The sequence below is a fragment of the Polaromonas sp. genome (genome assembly GCF_039932935.1).
In the GTDB taxonomy this organism is placed as follows: domain Bacteria; phylum Pseudomonadota; class Gammaproteobacteria; order Burkholderiales; family Burkholderiaceae_C; genus Polaromonas.
The window spans coordinates 96,440-112,759 of record NZ_JBDTPB010000070.1; the positions used below are offsets into that span (position 1 = coordinate 96,440).

16 protein-coding genes are annotated in these 16,320 nt (G+C 61.2%); 13 read left to right on the top strand and 3 right to left on the bottom strand.

The window, feature by feature from the left end; translation table 11 throughout:
• Positions 1-40: 40 nt before the first annotated feature.
• From ABI546_RS12070 to ABI546_RS12080, 3 genes are all read right to left on the bottom strand, one after another.
• Positions 41-700, bottom strand: a complete 660-nt coding sequence (locus ABI546_RS12070; RefSeq protein ID WP_348046827.1) for a TetR/AcrR family transcriptional regulator — start codon at positions 698-700, stop codon at positions 41-43.
• A 117-nt stretch (positions 701-817) separates the two neighbouring features.
• On the bottom strand, positions 818-2,152 hold the full coding sequence (locus tag ABI546_RS12075; RefSeq protein WP_348046828.1) for a patatin-like phospholipase family protein: 1,335 nt from the start codon (positions 2,150-2,152) through the stop codon (positions 818-820).
• A 127-nt stretch (positions 2,153-2,279) separates the two neighbouring features.
• Positions 2,280-2,789, bottom strand: coding sequence for a phasin family protein (locus tag ABI546_RS12080; RefSeq protein WP_348046829.1), 510 nt, complete (start codon positions 2,787-2,789; stop codon positions 2,280-2,282).
• 239 nt (positions 2,790-3,028) lie between these two features.
• Between ABI546_RS12080 and ABI546_RS12085 the strand changes: the two genes are divergently transcribed.
• The 13 genes from ABI546_RS12085 to ABI546_RS12145 all read left to right on the top strand — a co-directional run bounded on the left by ABI546_RS12085 (position 3,029) and on the right by ABI546_RS12145 (position 16,320).
• Positions 3,029-5,026, top strand: a complete 1,998-nt coding sequence (locus ABI546_RS12085; protein WP_348046830.1) for an SDR family oxidoreductase — start codon at positions 3,029-3,031, stop codon at positions 5,024-5,026.
• Positions 5,027-5,171: 145 nt separating this feature from the next.
• On the top strand, positions 5,172-6,248 hold the full coding sequence (rfbB, locus tag ABI546_RS12090; RefSeq protein WP_348046831.1) for a dTDP-glucose 4,6-dehydratase: 1,077 nt from the start codon (positions 5,172-5,174) through the stop codon (positions 6,246-6,248).
• Complete coding sequence (rfbD, locus tag ABI546_RS12095; protein ID WP_348046832.1) at positions 6,245-7,141, top strand: dTDP-4-dehydrorhamnose reductase; 897 nt, start codon at positions 6,245-6,247, stop codon at positions 7,139-7,141. Before rfbB ends, rfbD begins: the two co-directional genes overlap by 4 nt.
• A gap of 61 nt (positions 7,142-7,202) precedes the next feature.
• Positions 7,203-8,090 (top strand): glucose-1-phosphate thymidylyltransferase RfbA, encoded by an 888-nt coding sequence (gene rfbA / locus ABI546_RS12100; RefSeq protein ID WP_348046833.1) that lies wholly within the window; start codon positions 7,203-7,205, stop codon positions 8,088-8,090.
• A 7-nt stretch (positions 8,091-8,097) separates the two neighbouring features.
• Positions 8,098-8,640 (top strand): dTDP-4-dehydrorhamnose 3,5-epimerase, encoded by a 543-nt coding sequence (gene rfbC / locus ABI546_RS12105; RefSeq protein WP_348046834.1) that lies wholly within the window; start codon positions 8,098-8,100, stop codon positions 8,638-8,640.
• Between the two features lie 87 nt (positions 8,641-8,727).
• Positions 8,728-9,051 carry a MarR family EPS-associated transcriptional regulator gene (locus tag ABI546_RS12110; protein WP_348046835.1) on the top strand — a complete coding sequence of 108 codons (324 nt, stop codon included), beginning with the start codon at positions 8,728-8,730 and terminating at the stop codon, positions 9,049-9,051.
• A complete protein-coding gene (locus ABI546_RS12115; protein ID WP_348046836.1) occupies positions 9,048-10,502 on the top strand; it encodes a mannose-1-phosphate guanylyltransferase/mannose-6-phosphate isomerase in 1,455 nt (484 codons plus the stop codon). The genes ABI546_RS12110 and ABI546_RS12115 overlap by 4 nt, the downstream gene beginning before the upstream one ends.
• Positions 10,499-11,623 carry a GDP-mannose 4,6-dehydratase gene (gmd, locus tag ABI546_RS12120; RefSeq protein WP_348046837.1) on the top strand — a complete coding sequence of 375 codons (1,125 nt, stop codon included), beginning with the start codon at positions 10,499-10,501 and terminating at the stop codon, positions 11,621-11,623. Before ABI546_RS12115 ends, gmd begins: the two co-directional genes overlap by 4 nt.
• Positions 11,624-11,629: 6 nt before the next feature.
• Positions 11,630-12,607 carry a GDP-L-fucose synthase gene (locus ABI546_RS12125; RefSeq protein WP_348046838.1) on the top strand — a complete coding sequence of 326 codons (978 nt, stop codon included), beginning with the start codon at positions 11,630-11,632 and terminating at the stop codon, positions 12,605-12,607.
• The gene (locus tag ABI546_RS12130) at positions 12,604-13,965 is read left to right on the top strand and encodes a UDP-glucose/GDP-mannose dehydrogenase family protein (protein ID WP_348046839.1); all 1,362 of its coding nucleotides are present in this window, start codon (positions 12,604-12,606) and stop codon (positions 13,963-13,965) included. The genes ABI546_RS12125 and ABI546_RS12130 overlap by 4 nt, the downstream gene beginning before the upstream one ends.
• Positions 13,962-14,330 (top strand): FdtA/QdtA family cupin domain-containing protein, encoded by a 369-nt coding sequence (locus tag ABI546_RS12135; RefSeq protein WP_348046840.1) that lies wholly within the window; start codon positions 13,962-13,964, stop codon positions 14,328-14,330. Before ABI546_RS12130 ends, ABI546_RS12135 begins: the two co-directional genes overlap by 4 nt.
• Positions 14,327-15,433, top strand: coding sequence for a DegT/DnrJ/EryC1/StrS family aminotransferase (locus tag ABI546_RS12140; protein WP_348046841.1), 1,107 nt, complete (start codon positions 14,327-14,329; stop codon positions 15,431-15,433). The genes ABI546_RS12135 and ABI546_RS12140 overlap by 4 nt, the downstream gene beginning before the upstream one ends.
• Entirely contained in the window at positions 15,430-16,320 is an 891-nt protein-coding gene (locus ABI546_RS12145) for an ABC transporter permease (RefSeq protein WP_348046842.1), read from the top strand. The genes ABI546_RS12140 and ABI546_RS12145 overlap by 4 nt, the downstream gene beginning before the upstream one ends.

Sequence of the window (16,320 nt, forward strand, 5' to 3'; positions counted from 1 at the left end):
GTGATTGTTGTGGTGATGGGCCGGGGCGTTTGACAGGAACTCAGGCGGGGTTGCTGTAGGCGCCGACCAGCGCCTGCAAATGCGCGCGCTGGCTTTGTTCGAGATAAGGAATCAGCAAGTTGAGGACGTGGTGCGCGCCGCGCAGCAAGGCGGCCTGTGCGTTGGCCGGCTCCAGCGCATTGCGCGGGTCGCGCACGTACTCGAAGCTCAGCCAGTAGGTGAGCACCACCACCATGCTGGTGGCAGTGGCTTCGACTTCGCGCGAATCGATGGTCATGGCGCCCGCGCGGCTCATGCCGTCCAGCAGCGCTTTCACGGCGCGGGCCTTGTTTTTGAGCACCCACTGGAAATGGGTTTCGAGCCGGCGGTTTTTGCTCAGCAGGTCGTTCAGGTCGCGGTACAAAAAACGGTATTGCCAGATCAGCTCGAACAGCGTGTGCATGAAAAACCAGGCGTCTTCCACGTCGCGTACGCCGTCACTGGCGTTGAGCAGCTCGCTCAGGGATTTTTCGTAGCGATCAAACAGCGAGTTGATCAGCTCGTCTTTGGCGGGGTAGTGGTAGTAGAGGTTTCCGGGGCTGATGCTGAGTTCGGCCGAGATCAGCGTGGTCGACACATTGGGCTCGCCAAAGCGGTTGAACAGGTCCAGGGTGACCTCCAGAATTCGCTCGGCTGTGCGGCGCGGCGCTTTTTTCGCCATAAGCTTGTCTTCCTCGTTGTGGTCGTTACTCTAACCCAGCGCTTGCCCGCGCGACACTAGGGAAGTCCATCAAAATTCGTCGCCCATCCGAATGAGCGTTGGCGGCGAACCTTTGGCTTACGCCGCGACCCGCCGTTGCGCGGGATGCGGCTGCAGTGCATGGCTCAGGTCTTCCATCACGTCTTCCAGCACGGCAATGGCACGGCCCACGCGTGTGGCGGCGGGCTTCGCAGCGACCAGGTGGCGCTTGGGGTCTTCCAGCGCCTCCAGGTTCAGCGACACGCCATGGGGCGCCAGTTTGGCCGACAGCGTGGTCTTGCGTGAGCGCAGCATTTGCCGCGTGTTCTGGTAAGCGTGCTCGGCCAACTCGCGGCGCTGGCTGTAACTGAAAGTGTTGGCCAGAAACATTTCGGTGTCCCGATGGTCCGGCTCCAGCAGCACGATGTCGGTGTCGGGGTAAGCGTGCTCGTAATGCTTCATGCCAAGCTCCAGCCGCGAGTGAATCATCGAGCGGAAGGTCTGGCTCATCACGGTGGGAAGGCCGCCGTTCACCAGGCGCGGAATGGCCTGTTTCTCGCGCGGCAGGCCGCGCCGCATCACGCGCTGGTCCATCGACAGCGCGGGCGCGCGCGTGGAGTTGAAGGGCACCAGCGGGTTCAGGCAAAACATCAGGTCGATGCCTTCTTCCATCGCCACGCCCGCGTGCAGCGTTTTCTTCAGGGCGCCGTCGACGTAGTACTGCTGGTCGATCTCCACCGGGGGGAAGAGGCCGGGCAAGGCCGAGCTGGCTTGCACGGCCTTTGAAATCGGAATGTGGTCCCAGCCTGGACTGCCGAAGGGTGCGGCGTCGCCGCTGTCCAGGTGGGTGGCCACCAGCGTGAGGCGCGCGCGCAGCTGGCGAAAGTCGTTGGTGCGCCCGGGTGCAGAAAAAAGCCGGGACAGCCGGGTATCGATCTCGTCGTTGGAGAAAAGGCCCGTGGGCAGCGCCGGGCCCAGGGCCTCCAGAGCCTGCACGAAAGACTTGCGCCCGAACGTGGCCTGCCACGCGGCAGACATTGCCAGGCCGGGCAGCATGATGCCGCGCCGCAAAAATTCTCCGTAGGCTGGCACCATCAGCCAGGCCGGGTCAAACACCTCCGACGCTTGGTCGCCGTTTTCAATGAAGGCTGCGCAAAGCTCGCGCGGCGTCATGCCGTTGGCCAGGCCCGCCGCGATAAAGCCGCCCGCGGAGACGCCGACGTAGTGGTCCAGCCAGGTGAATGAAATGCCGAGCAAGGACTCGTCCAGCGCGCACAAGGCCCCGATTTCGTAGATAGCCCCCAGCGGTCCGCCGCCGGCCAGTGCCAGCGCAATGCGCGGCTTGGCGGAACGCCGGGGGGTGATGTTGGCTGTGCGGGCTGTGCGGGTAGCGCGCGGGCTACGCGGGCGGTGGGAAGACTTGGCAGGATTCATGGATCTGAAAAGTGGGCTAGCGCTTCTGGAGGGTGGTTTGCTGCTTTGCAGCAAACGCGAAGCGCCAGCCATGTTGCTCGGGCGTAAAAAAAGGGACCATACGTCCCTTTTCGTGTGTGCGCCGTGTTCAGGCCGACTTGCGCGCCGCAGGGCGCTTGGCCGCAGGGCGGGCTGCCTTCTTGGCAGCGGGCTTTGCTGCAGCGGTTTTGGCCGCAGGTGCCTTGCCGCCGCTCATCTTTTGCACATTGCGGTTGAGCTCGTCGATGCGGGCGATCAGCGCGTCCACGTCTTTCGCGGAAGGCACGCCAAGTTTGTTCAAGGCCTTGGCCACGCGGTCTTCAAAAATGTTCTCCAGCTTGTCCCACTGGTGGCCGGCCTTGGACTGAATGTCGGTGGCCATGCTGGCCATTTTGTTGGTGGCTTCAGAGATTTTGCCTTCGGCCACGGCCTGGGTTTTGCGCTGGATGGACAGGCCTTCCTTGACCAGGGTCTCAAATACCTTGCCGCCTTCTTCCTGTGCCTTGGAGAAAGCGCCGAGCCCGGCCAGCCAGATTTGCTGGGCCGATTCCTTGACGGCACCGGACAGTTGCGGGCCGGATTTCTTGTCAGCGCTCATTTTTTGCAGTTTCTTGACCATGGTGTACTCCAGACTGTTTGTTGGTTGTGGGACTTCGCGCGGGCAGTATGCCGCACGCACGGGGAAAATATAAGCCCTCCCCGCGGCGGCGTTTAGGTGCTGCGTTCTAGAACGTTAGGGACGTAGCTCTATGGAAAAAGGCGCGCGGGCAGGCTGAGCGCGGGTTTCTGCTGAATAGAGAGTGATGCCCTTTAAGCAAGAATCACTTTTTGATTGGCAGTTCAGCGGAGGAAACACACATGCATTATTTCGTTACCGGGGCCACAGGCTTCATTGGCAAGCGCCTGGTCAAGAAACTACTGGAACGAAAAGGAACGACCGTTCATTTCCTGATCCGCAAGGAGAGCGCCGGCAAAGTGGCCGCGCTGCGGGATTACTGGGGTGTGCCCGCCGCACGCGCGGTGGCCGTGCACGGCGACCTGACTAGCAAAAAACTCGGCGTCAGTGCCGAAGACATCAAGAAGCTCAAAGGGCAGGTTGGGCATTTTTACCATCTGGCCGCCGTGTATGACCTGAGTGCCGACGAGGAAAGCCAGGTCGCGGTCAATATCGACGGCACGCGCAATACCGTGGAATTTGCCAAGGCGATTGATGCCGGGCACTTTCATCACGTGAGCTCCATCGCCTCCGCCGGGCTGTATGAAGGCGTGTTCCGCGAAGACATGTTCGAGGAGGCCGAAAACTACGAACACCCGTATTTCATGACCAAGCACGAGAGTGAAAAAATCGTGCGCAAGGAATGCAAGGTGCCGTGGACGGTGTTTCGCCCGGCGATGGTGGTGGGCGACAGCACCACCGGCGAGATGGACAAGATCGACGGCCCTTACTATTTCTTCAAGCTGATCCAGCGCATGCGTCAGCTGCTGCCGCCCTGGATGCCGGCGGTGGGCCTGGAAGGTGGGCGCGTCAACATCGTGCCGGTCGACTTCGTTGTCGACGCGCTCGACCATATCAGCCACAAGGACGGCATCACCAAAAAATGCTTTCACCTGGTTGACCCGGTGGGTTACCGCGTGGGCGATGTGCTGGACATCTTCAGCCGTGCTGCCCATGCGCCCAAGATGAACCTGTTCGTGAATGCCGCATTGCTGGGTTTCATTCCGCGAGGCATCAAGAAGAGCCTGATGGCGCTGGCGCCGGTGCGCCGCGTGCGCAACGCGGTGCTGGCCGACCTGGGGCTGCCGGAAGACATGCTGACCTTCGTCAACTACCCCACGCGCTTTGACAACCGCGAGATGACAGCCATGCTGAAAGGGTCGGGCATTGAAGTGCCCAACCTCAAGGACTACGCCTGGCGTCTTTGGGATTATTGGGAGCGCCACCTGGACCCCGACCTGCATATCGACCGCTCCCTGCGCGGCACGGTGGCGGGCAAGGTCGTGCTGGTGACCGGCGGCTCATCGGGTATTGGCCTGGCCGCCGCGCACAAGTTTGCCGAGGCCGGCGCCCTCACCATCATCTGCGGGCGCGACCAGGACAAGCTGGACGAGGCCTGCAAGGAGGCCAAGGCCAAGGGTTACAGCTTCGTGGCCTACCCCGCCGACATTGCCGACATGGCCGATTGCGACCGTTTTCTGCAGGTGGTGATCGCAAATCACGGCGGCGTGGACTTTTTGATCAACAATGCCGGCCGCTCCATCCGCCGCGCCATCGAGTCCAGCTATGACCGCTTTCATGACTATGAACGCACCATGCAGCTCAACTACTTCGGCTGCCTGCGTGTGACCATGGGCCTCTTGCCCGGCATGGCCGCCAAGCGCAAGGGCCATGTGGTCAACATCAGCTCCATCGGCGTGCTGACCAATGCGCCGCGCTTTTCGGCCTATGTGGCGTCTAAAGCCGCGCTGGATGCCTGGACGCGCTGCGCTTCGAGCGAATTTGCCGACGTGGGCATTGGCTTTACCACCATCAACATGCCGCTGGTGCGCACCCCCATGATCGCGCCGACCAACCTGTACAACAACATTCCGACCCTCTCTCCTGAAGAGGCGGCCGACATGATCGCTCAGGCCTGTATCTTCAAACCGGTGCGCATCGCCACCCGGCTGGGCATCACCGGGCAGGTTCTGCACGCCCTGGTGCCCCGCGTGGCGCAGATCGCCATGAACACCAGCTTCCGCATGTTCCCCGATTCATCCGCCGCCAAGGGCGCCAAACCGGGCGACAAGGCCGCCAAGCCGCAGCTGTCGGCTGAGGCAGTGGCGATGCAGCAGATGATGCGGGGGATTCATTTCTGACCTTGCGGCCTGGCCGGGGAGCTGGTTTTACAAAGCCGCAGCGGCCTAGCCGCTGCGGCTTTTTGTCTGGCCGCGTGGGATAATTTTGTAAACAGGCGGGTGCATTCAGCGGATGCAGCCTTTCGGCGTTGAACAAGGAGATTGCATGATTCTGGTGACTGGCGGTGCAGGCTTTATCGGAGCTAATTTTGTGCTTGACTGGCTCGCGGGTCAGGACGAGCCCGTCGTGAATCTGGACAAGTTGACTTATGCCGGGAACATGGAAAACCTGGCCGCGCTAAAAACCGATAGCCGGCATGTTTTTGTTCAGGGTGACATCGCCGACGGTGGGCTGGTGGCCGAACTGTTGGCCCGGTACCAACCGCGCGCAGTGATCAATTTCGCGGCCGAATCCCATGTAGATAGATCCATCCTGGGTCCGGAGGCGTTCATCCAGACCAATATCGTCGGCACTTTCAGGCTGCTCGAAGCGGTGCGCGCGTACTGGAATGGCCTGGCATCTGGCCCGAAGCAAGGTTTTCGTTTCCTGCACGTTTCGACGGACGAAGTCTATGGGTCGCTGTCCCGTGAAACGCCCGCCTTTACAGAGTCGAACGCTTACGAGCCCAACAGTCCCTACTCGGCCAGCAAGGCTGCGAGCGACCACTTGGTGCGCGCTTATCACCACACGTATGGCGTGCCGGTGCTGACCACAAATTGTTCCAATAACTATGGGCCGTATCACTTTCCGGAAAAATTGATCCCGCTGATGATCGTCAATGCGCTGGCTGGAAAAGCACTGCCGGTCTACGGTGACGGCCAGCAAATACGCGACTGGCTTTATGTCAAAGACCACTGTAGTGCGATCCGCCGCGTGCTGGAGGGTGGTGGCCCGGGCGAGGTGTACAACGTGGGTGGCTGGAACGAGAAACCAAACATCGAGATTGTCCAAACCATCTGCGCGCTGCTCGACGAATTGCGTCCACGCCAGGCGGGTGGCAGCTATACGTCGCAGATCACCTTCGTCAAAGACAGGCCGGGCCACGACAGGCGCTACGCCATCGATGCGCACAAGCTTGAGCGTGAACTCGGCTGGAAGCCCGCCGAGACTTTCGAAACCGGCATCCGCAAGACAGTGCAGTGGTATCTGGACAACCCCGACTGGGTGAGTCGCGTGCAAAGTGGTGCCTACCGCGAGTGGACAGATCGGCAATATGGGCAGACGGCAGAGAGCGTCGTTTGAAGATATTGCTGCTCGGAGCGAACGGGCAGCTTGGCCGGGAATTGCAACGCAGCCTCGCACCGCTGGGCTGTGTGGTGGCTCCACCGCGCAGCGAGGTCGATCTGGTCAATACGGTGGCACTCACGGCCGCTGTGCGTGCGCTGCGCCCGGCCGTTATTGTCAATGCCGCTGCCTACACAGCGGTCGACCGTGCCGAATCAGAGCCCGAGGCGGCGCACGCCGTCAATGCACTGGCGCCGGGGTTTTTGGCGCGTGAGGCTCAAGCCCTTGGAGCCTGGCTCGTTCACTATTCAACCGACTATGTGTTTGATGGCCGCGGTAGCCGGGCCTGGACAGAATCCGACCTGACCGGCCCCTTGAATGTTTATGGTCAGACCAAGCTTGACGGCGAGCGCGCGATCCAGACTGCTTGCGCACACCATCTGATTTTTCGCACCGCCTGGTTGCACGGCGACGGCGGGAACTTTGTCCGCGCAATACTGCACGCTGCGCGGCAGCACCCACGGATCGTGGTTGCCAATGACCAGTTCGGAGCGCCGACCGAAGCCGCGTTGCTTGCCGATGTAACCGCACTGGCGCTGCGCCAGGTGACCGGCCAGCCAAGCCTGGCCGGTCTTTACCATCTCACGGCGAGCGGGGACACCAGTCGATTGGACTATGCACTCTTTCTGCTGGAGCACGCCAGAAAAGAATGTAATGCTACTGATTTGGTAGCGAATGAGGTCGTCCCAGTGGCCACTGATGCGCTGTCATCGGTCGCCGTTCGGCCGCTCAACAGCCGCCTGGACTGCGCCAAAGCCGTCGCTGCATTCGGCCTGAACCTACCGTCATGGCAGACTGGCGTCGCTGCGACTGTCGAGCGCCTGCTGCGGGCTGCTCCGGCAACGCGATAATCATCTCGTTTGCCGCCACGGCGCCATGTCGCGCCGCCAATTTCACCAGAACAGGGACCACATGACACAGCGCAAAGGCATCATCCTCGCGGGCGGCTCCGGCACCCGCTTGCATCCGGCGACCTTGGCCATGAGCAAACAGTTGCTGCCGGTCTACGACAAACCGATGATTTATTACCCTTTGAGCACGCTGATGCTGGCAGGGATGCGCGACGTTCTGATCATCAGCACGCCGCAAGACACGCCGCGTTTTCAGCAGCTGCTGGGCGACGGATCACAGTGGGGAATGAACCTGGAATATGCGGTTCAGCCAAGTCCCGACGGCCTGGCGCAGGCCTTTCTGATCGGTGAAAAATTCCTTGGCGACGCGCCTTGTGCACTGGTGCTCGGCGACAACATCTTCTACGGCCACGATTTTGCGCAGCTCATGGCCGACGCAGATGCCAAGGCGGCCGGCGCCACCGTGTTCGCCTACCACGTGCACGACCCCGAGCGCTACGGTGTGGTGTCGTTCGACGCGACCGGCAAGGCCGACAGCATTGAAGAGAAGCCGCTCAAACCGAAGAGCAGCTACGCCGTCACGGGTCTGTATTTCTTCGACAACAACGTTGTCGAGATCGCGAAACAGGTTAAACCCGGCCCGCGCGGCGAGCTTGAGATCACGGACGTGATCCGCAACTACCTTGAGCGTCAGGCGCTGGACGTCAAGGTCATGTTCCGCGGCTATGCCTGGCTGGATACCGGTACCCACGACAGTTTGCTGGAGGCGGGGCAGTTCATCGCGACGCTGGAGCGGCGCCAGGGGCTGAAGATTGCCTGCCCTGAAGAGATCGCCTGGCGTAAGGGCTTCATTAGTGCCGGCGCGCTCGAAGCGCTGGCCCGACCACTCGTTAAAAGCGGTTACGGCCAGTACCTGCTGCGCGTGCTGACCGAGCAGCAACCGACTTGAAGCAACCATGAAGATGCTGCGCTGCGCGATTCCCGAGGTGCTGCTGTTCGAACCGGAGGTATTCGAGGACACACGCGGGCGGTTTTTCGAAAGTTTCAACGAACGCGAATTCAACCGTGCGACCGGGCTCAATCTGCGGTTTGTTCAGGACAACCACAGCTGCTCGCAGCATGGCGTGCTACGCGGCCTGCATTACCAGATCGGGCAGCCACAGGGCAAACTCGTGCGTGTGACGCGAGGCGCGATCTTCGACGTCGCGGTCGATCTGCGCCGCGCCTCGCCGACCTTCGGCCAATGGGTCGGCGACGAACTCTCGGCGCAGAACCGCCGGCAGAAGTGGCTGCCGCCCGGTTTTGCCCACGGCTTCCTCGTGACCAGCGACAGCGCCGAGGTGCTTTACAAGACCACAGATTACTATGCACCATTGCAGGAGCGCTGTTTGCGCTGGGACGACCCGGTGCTGGCGATCCGCTGGCCGCTCTCGGGTCAGCCGGTGCTGTCAACGAAAGACCGCGCCGGGCTGCCTTTGCAGATGGTCGAAACCTTCTGAGACGACGCACCGGGACGGTCTGGGGCATCGCTTACAATTGCCCGTTCAACAATTGAACGGGTACCTTCCCCGACCGACCGCACCGCCATGACGCCTCAGGAATTGCCGTACTACCTGTTGTGCCAGCTCACCGACGAGCCGGCCGCGAGCCAGCGCAGCCTGGCCGAGCGTTTCGGCGTGAGCCTCGGCAAGGTCAACTACTGTCTGCGCGCGCTGGTAGACAAGGGGCTGGTCAAGGCCAGCAACTTCAAGCGCAGTGACAACAAGCTGGCCTACGCTTATGTGCTGACGCCGGCCGGCCTCGAGGAAAAGAGCCGGTTGACCAAGGCTTTTCTGCAGCGCAAGCTCGTCGAATTCGAGGTGCTGCAGGCGGAAATCGCTGCCTTGCGGCAAGAGGCCGAAGAAATATGAACAATTCCAACGACGCCGCCCTTAAGATCCGCCCGGTGGTGCTTTGCGGGGGTAGCGGGACGCGCCTCTGGCCGCTCTCGCGAAAAGCCTTTCCGAAGCAATTCATCCCTTTGTTTGGCGACAAATCGCTGCTGCAGCTGACCCTGGAGCGGCTGGCGCCGCTGACCGGCGGGCTGCCGCACGCGATCACCTGCGTCGCTTCCGACGAACATCGCTTCCTCGTGGCCGACGTTGCGCAGCATGCAGATCTGCAGGTTGGCCAGATCCTTGAGCCCGAACCGAAAAACACCGCGGCTGCAATGGCCCTGGCCGCGCTGGCGGCTCCGGCCGATGCGCTGCTGCTGTTTTGTCCGGCAGATCATCACATTCCCGACATCGAAGCGTTCTGCGCGATGGTACGCGGCGCAGTGCCGGCCGCGCTGGCTGGCAAGCTCGTGACCTTCGGCGTGCAGCCCAACCTGCCAAGCACCGCCTATGGCTATATCCAGAAGGGTGCGCCGGCCGCCGCGGGCGGTTTTGCCGTTGCGCGTTTTGTCGAAAAGCCGCCGCTCGAGCGCGCCGTCGAGTTCCTCGGCAGCGGCCAGTATCTCTGGAACGCCGGCATTTTCCTGATGCGCGCGCAGGCGCTGATCGACGCGCTGCAGGCCCATGCGCCTGACATCCTCGACACCTGCCGCAAGGCAATGGCCGCGCCGCAGCAAGACGGCCTGTTCCTGCGACCCGCCGCCGCGACTTTCAAGGCCTGCCGCAGCCAGTCGATCGACTATGCGGTGATGGAGCGCGCCGATAACGTGGTGGTGTACCCGTTCGGCGGCGCGTGGAGTGACGTCGGCAGCTGGAATGCCGTCGCCGGCCTGGCGCCGCTAGAGGCCAGCGGCAACCGCGCCGGTGGCGACGTCCGACATGCGCACCATCTGCGGTCGCGCGACACCTATATTCATGCCAGTGGCGGCCGTCCGGTCATGGCGCTCGGTACCGAAGACCTGCTGATCATCGATACGCCCGATGCGTTGCTGGTCGCGCGCAGCACCGACGCCGAAGCCGTCAAGGAAGTCGTCGCCAGGCTCGAGTCGCTCGATTCGGCGCAGGCTGTACAGCATCGCCGCGTTGCACGGCCCTGGGGCTGGTACGACTGTGTTGATGCGGGCGACCGGCACCAGGTCAAACGCATCACGGTGCGGCCCGGTGCCTCGCTTTCGCTGCAGATGCATCACCATCGCGCCGAGCATTGGATCGTCGTCAGCGGCACCGCCGAGGTCGTCAACGGCGACAAGCTGTTGCTGCTGACCGAAAACCAGAGCACCTATATTCCGGTCGGGCAGAAACACCGACTGACCAATCCCGGCAAGACGCCGCTCGAACTCATCGAAGTGCAAAGCGGCTCCTACCTCGGCGAAGACGACATCGTGCGCTTCGAAGATACCTACGGAAGAATCGAAAAAATAGTATGAACCAAAAAGTCGCATTGATCACCGGCATCACCGGTCAGGACGGGTCCTACCTCGCCGAATTCCTGCTCCAAAAGGGCTATATCGTGCACGGCATCAAGCGCCGTGCGAGTTCGTTCAACACGGAGCGCGTCGATCACCTCTACCAGGACCCGCACATCGATCATCGCAACTTCGTGCTGCACTACGGCGACCTCACCGACAGCAGCAACCTGACGCGCATCCTGCAGCAGGTCCAGCCCGACGAGGTCTACAACCTCGGCGCACAAAGCCATGTGGCCGTGAGTTTCGAGTCGCCCGAATACACGGCCGACGTCGATGCGATCGGTCCGCTGCGCTTGCTTGAGGCGATTCGCATCCTTGGTCTCGAAAAGAAGACGCGCTTCTACCAGGCATCGACTTCAGAGCTCTATGGCCTGGTGCAGGAAACACCGCAAAAAGAAACCACGCCCTTCTACCCGCGCAGCCCCTATGGGGTCGCCAAGCTTTACGCCTACTGGATCACCGTCAACTACCGCGAGGCCTATGGCCTGTATGCCTGCAACGGCATCTTGTTCAACCACGAGAGCCCGCGCCGTGGCGAAACTTTTGTGACCCGCAAAATAACACGCGGCCTGGCCAATATCGCTTTGGGGCTTGAGTGCTGCATCTTCATGGGCAACATGGACGCGCTGCGCGACTGGGGGCATGCCAAGGATTACGTGCGCATGCAATGGATGATGCTTCAGCAAGACCAGCCCAAGGATTACGTCATTGCCACTGGGGTGCAATACACCGTGCGCCAGTTCATTGAAAAATCAGCAGCCCAACTCGGCATCACACTGAGCTTTGAGGGCAAGGGCATTGAAGAGTGCGCCGTCGTGCGCGCTGTAGATGGTGACAAGGCCCCGGCCATCAAGGTTGGCGATGTCATCGTCCGGGTCGACCCGCATTATTTCCGGCCGGCAGAAGTCGAGACCCTGCTCGGTGACCCGACCAAGGCGAAGAATGATCTTGGCTGGATACCCGAAATCACGCTAGACGAGATGGTGCGGGAGATGGTTGCACATGACCTTGAGAACGCACGTCAGCATGCCTTGCTCAAGCATCATGGTTACGCCGTGCCAGTCAGCAAGGAAAATTGATACGAGATGACTGAACAGGCAAAAATTTACGTCGCAGGTCACCGTGGCATGGTCGGTGGGGCAATAGTGCGTGCGCTGCTCGCGCGTGGTCATGATGCCTCGCGCATCCTTACGCGCCGGCACGCTGAGCTGGACCTGGTTGATCAACGCGCCGTGACTGATTTTTTTGCCGCCGAAAAACCCGACCAGGTTTACCTCGCGGCCGCCAAGGTGGGGGGCATTCATGCCAACAACACCTACCCGGCCGAATTCATCTACGACAACCTCATGATTCAGTCGAACGTGATCCAGGCCGCCCACGCTCAAGGCGTGCAGAAGCTGCTCTTCCTTGGTTCGAGCTGCATCTACCCCAGGCTCGCGCCGCAGCCGATGGCCGAAGGGGCCCTGCTGACCGGCAAACTAGAACCAACCAACGAGCCTTATGCGATCGCGAAGATCGCCGGCATCAAGCTGTGCGAAAGTTATTGCCGCCAGTACGGACGTGACTATCGCAGCGTCATGCCGACCAATCTATACGGTCCAGGCGACAACTATCATCCGGAAAACAGTCATGTGATACCTGCGCTGATCCGGCGTTTCCATGAAGCCAGGCTCAAGGCTGCTCCCGGAGTCGCCATATGGGGCACTGGCACGCCTAAACGAGAATTTCTGTATGTCGACGACATGGCCGCTGCCAGCGTGCACGTGATGGACCTTGATCCCACTGTGTATGCCCAACAGACTGAGCCCATGCAGGCGCACATCAACGTCGGCGCTGGCAGCGACGTGACGATTGCCGAACTCGCATATGCCATCGCCAAGGTCGTCGGCTATGTCGGTGATATCTCTTTCGACCCGAGCAAGCCCGACGGCGCCCCACGCAAATGGATGGATTCCAGCCGCATCAACGGCTTGGGCTGGCAGGCTGCGGTCACCCTGGAACAGGGGCTGGCACTGGCCTACGCTGACTTCCAGCGCAGCGAAGAGGAAGAGGCTCGCGTATGAAAATCACCATCATCGGAACCGGTTATGTGGGGCTCGTCACCGGCGCATGCCTGGCTGAACTCGGCAACCATGTCTTCTGTCTCGATGTTGATCAAGGCAAGATCGACATTCTCAACGGCGGCGGCGTTCCCATCCATGAGGCCGGCCTCCAGGAGATCATCGAGCGCAACGTCAATGCCGGGCGACTGACCTTTTCCACTGATGTGGCCGCCAGCGTGGCGCACGGCGCCGTGCAGTTCATCGCGGTCGGCACCCCGCCTGACGAAGATGGCAGCGCCGACCTGCAATACGTATTGGCCGCGGCACACAACATTGGCCGCTACATGACCGGCTTCAAGGTCGTTGTCGACAAGTCCACCGTGCCCGTCGGCACGGGGGACCGGGTGGCCGAAGCCATCACCGGCGAACTGGCGGCGCGAGGCACATCAGGCACCGAGTTTTCGGTGGTGAGCAATCCCGAATTCCTCAAGGAAGGTGCCGCCGTCGAGGACTTCATGCGCCCCGACCGCGTGGTGTTGGGCGTGGCGCCGGATGCGGCGGGACAAAAGGCGCTGGCAGTCATGCGCCAGCTTTATGCCCCCTTCAACCGCAACCACGAGCGCACCCACGTGATGGACGTGCGCAGCGCTGAGCTCACCAAATACGCCGCCAACGCCATGCTGGCCACGCGCATCAGCTTCATGAACGATCTTGCCAACCTTGCCGACAAGGTCGGAGCGGATATCGAACTCGTGCGCCAGGGCATAGGCTCTGACCCCCGCATCGGCTATAGCTTTTTGTATGCCGGTACCGGTTATGGCGGCAGTTGCTTTCCAAAGGACGTGCAGGCCCTCGTCAACACCGCTGCCCAGAACGGCCAGCGTATGCGTGTGCTGGAAGCAGTCGAGGCCGTGAACAACACGCAAAAACGTGTGCTGATCGACAAGCTCGTGGCGCGCTATGGCGAGCAGCTCTCGGGCCGGACCTTCGCGCTTTGGGGCCTGGCCTTCAAGCCGAATACTGACGACATGCGCGCGGCGCCCAGCCGCGTCATCATCGGCGAGTTGCTGCAGCGCGGTGCACGCGTACGGGTGACCGATCCCGTGGCGATGGCCGAGGCCAGGCGTAGCCTGGCACTGGACCTGGCTTCCGCGCCGGGGTTGCTCGACAGCATCAGCTGGCACGAGCAGCCAATGGACGCGCTGCAGGGCGCTGACGCGCTCATCATCGCGACAGAATGGAAGGCCTACCGCAGCCCCGACTTTGCCGCGATGAAGCACGCGCTGAAAGAAGCCGTGATCTTCGACGGCCGCAACCTCTATGAGCCGAGCGCCATGCGTGATGCGGGCTTTGACTACACCGGGATAGGTCGGGCATGAGCGACTTCACCGTACTCCGGCTGCCGGGCTTCGAAGACGAGCGCGGCGGCTTGACCGTCCTGGAGAAAATCCTGCCTTTCGATATCAGGCGCGTCTACTGGATTTACAACGCAGCGGGCCAGACGCGCGGTGGCCACCGCCATCACGAAACGCGGCAGGCGCTGGTCGCCGTGAGCGGCGAGGTGACGGTTTACATGAACGACGGCAGGCAGGTGCGCGACGTGGTGCTGAGCCATCCGGGCCAATGCCTGCTGGTTGAACCCGAAGACTGGCACCGCATGACTTTCGGCGGCAATGCCGTACTGCTGGTTTTGGCATCGCATCTTTACGACAAAAACGATTACATCAACGAGGCTTACGCATGATCGAGTACGAGAGCCTGGCCCGTTCCAATGAGCAGTTCATGGCCGACCTGGAAGCGGCAGCCACCCGTGTGATCCGCTCGGGCTGGTATGTGTTGGGCCAGGAAGTCAGCGCCTTCGAAGGCGAATTTGCGCAGTATGTGGGCGCTAAACACTGCATCGGTGTGGCCAATGGCCTTGATGCGCTGATCCTGTCAATAGAGGCGCTTGACCTGCCCAAAGGCAGCGACATCCTCGTTGCGTCCAACACCTACATCGCGACCATACTGGCAATTTTGCGTGCTGGCCACAAGCCGGTGCTGGTCGAGCCTGAGCTGGCCACCTTCAATATCGACCCAGCACGGCTTGCTGGTGCGATGACGGCCACGACGCGCGCAATCTGCGTAACGCACATGTTTGGCAAAAGCTGCCGCATGGACGCGATCACCGCCTTTGCCAAAGCGAATAGTCTCAAGCTGGTGGAAGACTGCGCGCAGTCGCATGGCGCGAAGTTTCAGGGCAGGATGACCGGAACCTTCGGGGACGCCGGCTGCTTCAGCTTCTACCCGACGAAGAACCTTGGGGCCGTGGGCGACGCCGGTGCTGTAACCACCGACGACGATGCGCTGGCAGACAGGCTCAGGCATCTTCGGAACTATGGTTCCAAACAAAAATACGTCAATCGTTACGCGGGCATCAACTCGCGGCTGGATGAGCTGCAGGCGGCTCTGCTGCGCGTCAAGCTGCCGCACCTTGACGCCATGACAGCGCACAAACGCGCACTCGCTGGGGTGTATGCCGCCAACCTCCCGGCCTGGGTCCAGAAGCCCGCGCAGCACGCCGACGAGTTTGATGTTTTCCATATCTATGCCATTCGCCACCCTCAGCGCGACGCGCTGCGCCAGTACCTGCTCGACGCGGGGGTGAAAACCGAAGTGCATTACCCAATTCCGCCGCACCACCAGCAGGCCATGCGCGGCATTTTGTCGGGCCATTACCCGGTTTCCGAAGAGCAGCATGCGACGGAACTGAGCTTGCCGATTTCGAACGGGCACACCGCTGCCGATATTCGTCGGGTCTGCGAAATCTTCGCCAGCGCGCCGCCCAACCTGGCCATTCCCTCATGACCCAGAATCTCCAGACGCCGGCACCTGACCTGTCTAAAGTTGACCAGGACGGTTGGGACATCGTCATCCGTCCCCGCGGCAAAGTGGTAGCGGTTGACCTGCGCAGCGTGTGGGCCTATCGCGACCTGGCTTGGCTGTTTTTCAAGCGCGACTTCATCACGTTTTACAAGCAGACCATACTGGGTCCGCTCTGGTACCTGATCCAGCCTGTCGTGACCGCACTGACCTATTTCATCGTGTTCGGCAAAATCGCCAACATCTCGACCAATGGCCTTCCGCCATTCCTGTTCTACATGTCCGGTATTGTGATGTGGACCTATTTCTCCACCTGCCTTTCCAACAACGCCGAAGTGTTCTCGAAAAATGCGTCCCTGTTCGGCAAGGTCTATTTCCCCCGCCTGGTGGTTCCGCTGTCGGTCGCGATGAGTGGGTTGGTCACTTTTGCAATCCAGTTTGCGTTATTGACCGTGGTAACGGTTGGCTTCGTGCTGTCTGGCGCCAATGTTTCACTGCACTGGCAAGTCTTTGCAGCCGTTCCGCTGCTTGTCTTGTATGTAGCGGCGCTGGGTATGGGCGTGGGCCTCATTGTGTCTGCCATGACCGTCCGGTTTCGTGATTTGGCTTATGTAACCGGGTTTGTGATCCAGCTGTGGATGTATGCCACGCCTGTGGTCTATCCCTTCACCCAGATACCCCAGAAATACCAGTGGTTCTTTCATCTCAACCCGATGACTGCACCGGTTGAATCGATACGCCAGGTCATGTTCGGCACGCCCGGTGTCGGCTTGTCCATCTGGGCCGCCAACCTTGTGGTCACGGTGGTCTTGCTGGTTGCAGGGGTTATTCTTTTCTCGCGGGCTGAGTCTCTGGCGATGGATACGGTTTAA